Below are 1,752 nucleotides of genomic sequence, written 5' to 3' on the forward strand. Positions count from 1 at the left end.
CTAGAGCGTCGGTTCAGTATTAGGTATTGACAAGAAAAAGGCTGTATGCAGTTACCCGGTCAATGAGTTCGACTCTATGCTCGGTTTAATTGGCAGAACCTTACCCATTCGAGCAATGACATGAAGGTTATGGACAACAGCGACTCGGCGTAGATCGAAGAGATTTTTACGTTGTCCAATATAGCGGGCACGATTCCCCTGCCAATGACCAATATGAGCTAAAGAATGTTCAACTGTAGTACGCTCTCTCAATTCTTGACGACCAATAGTAGTGGATTGACGCGCTCGCAACTCTTGCATTAAGGCTTCATCAGCATGAATTGATATACTGCGTCCTTTTTTACTGTTCGTACAGTCTTCCCTCAGAGGACAAATTGCACATTCACTCTCAGGAAAATGAACAACTTTTCCGGGTTCAAATGGGATACTTACCTGATTTGGGCAGCTAATTAAATGCGTATCCCAGTCTAGGAAAAAGGCATTTTTATCAAACCGGCCAGAATTTCTGACCGGCCACGCCTTACAAAATATTTTTAATTGCTCATCCCGCTGTGTGACCCAATGACTGGATAAATAAGCTCGGTCAATATGTAACTCAGCTAGGTGAGGATTTTGGAATCTTAAGTCACTTTCTAGGTCAACCGTAGCAGCAGATTCTGGAGTATTTGCTTTCGTCAAAGCCACAGCCCGAACTACACCTATATCTAAATCTTTGAGGACGTGACGTTTATACCCATCTATTTTCTTAGACCGGCTTTTCCGTCCATGCCGCATATCTGGGTCTTCAATAGAAATGCGACGGTCTTTGGCCACCCCTTTGGTGAGAATAGGAGAGCCTTGAGAGTCTAAAGTCACATTTTGGGATTCAATGAATCGAGCAATATCCAGAGTTTCTTGGGCCACTTCAATTTCATCACAATTGGACTGGCCTTGCATCCATTCTTCTACAGAATCTAAGCTGTTTAGGATAATTGAAAGTGCGTTTTGACGCTCGATTGGATCATCCCAGTTTAAGTCTAAGGCAGTTTTTAAGCTGGAACTCTTGAGAATTGGCGCACCGGCTTCATCAGCAATTTCTGTCAGCCCCCGCCCCTGCTGACGAGCTATCACACTCACTGCCTTACGCAAAGCATGACCCAATAGATTATATGTATCTTCGACTTTACCTGCTCCCCATAATGGTGAGGAATCTAAGGCGACTCTTAATTGAGATGAGCCAAACCCACCTTTTTGTTTAGCAATTTCTACGGTGCGGTCAATTAAACGTTGGTCGAGTTCTTTTTTGATTAACCCCTTCCGGAATCTAATTAAGGTAGCTTTACTGAAGGGTGGAGTTTCGGAACCCAGACAATCTAAAACCAACTGCCAACGTTGATCCATTACCATTTCTTCTATCACTTCATCATCGGAAATCCCCATATAGGCTTGAAGGATTGTTGCCAACGCAAGTTGTGCAGGAGGCACTGGACAGTTGCCAACAGTGCTGTCTTTAAAAATTGTAGCGAGTTCGTCTTGGAATTCATCATTAAATATGGATGAACGGTTCAGCCGAAGAAATGTGAATAGCTTGGCTCTTTTGATGCGTTTGATAATCAACGCTTCTGAGTCTGACAGTTCAATGGGAGGATGCCATGAGAGAGGACGCATAAAATTTCTTCTTTCTTCCTGATTGTTAGAATTTAACCGGCTTCTCAATTCACTTATCATAGACCTTTAGTTTTGTCAAGTCCGAATACTGAACTGACGCCCTAG

At 43.2% G+C, this 1,752-nt stretch carries 1 protein-coding gene; it reads right to left on the bottom strand.

The window, feature by feature from the left end:
- Positions 1 to 51 precede the first annotated feature (51 nt).
- Complete coding sequence (locus QUA33_RS27995; protein WP_333153021.1) at positions 52 to 1,647, bottom strand: IS1182 family transposase; 1,596 nt, start codon at positions 1,645 to 1,647, stop codon at positions 52 to 54.
- Positions 1,648 to 1,752: the final 105 nt, after the last annotated feature.

The sequence above is a fragment of the Microcoleus sp. Pol14D4 genome, from assembly GCF_036701245.1.
GTDB lineage: Bacteria > Cyanobacteriota > Cyanobacteriia > Cyanobacteriales > Microcoleaceae > Microcoleus.

What these genes read in the sequence shown, in the direction of transcription:
- QUA33_RS27995 (WP_333153021.1), bottom strand. Translation starts at nt 1,647, where the DNA reads ATGCGTCCTCTCTCATGGCATCCTCCCATTGAACTGTCAGACTCAGAA.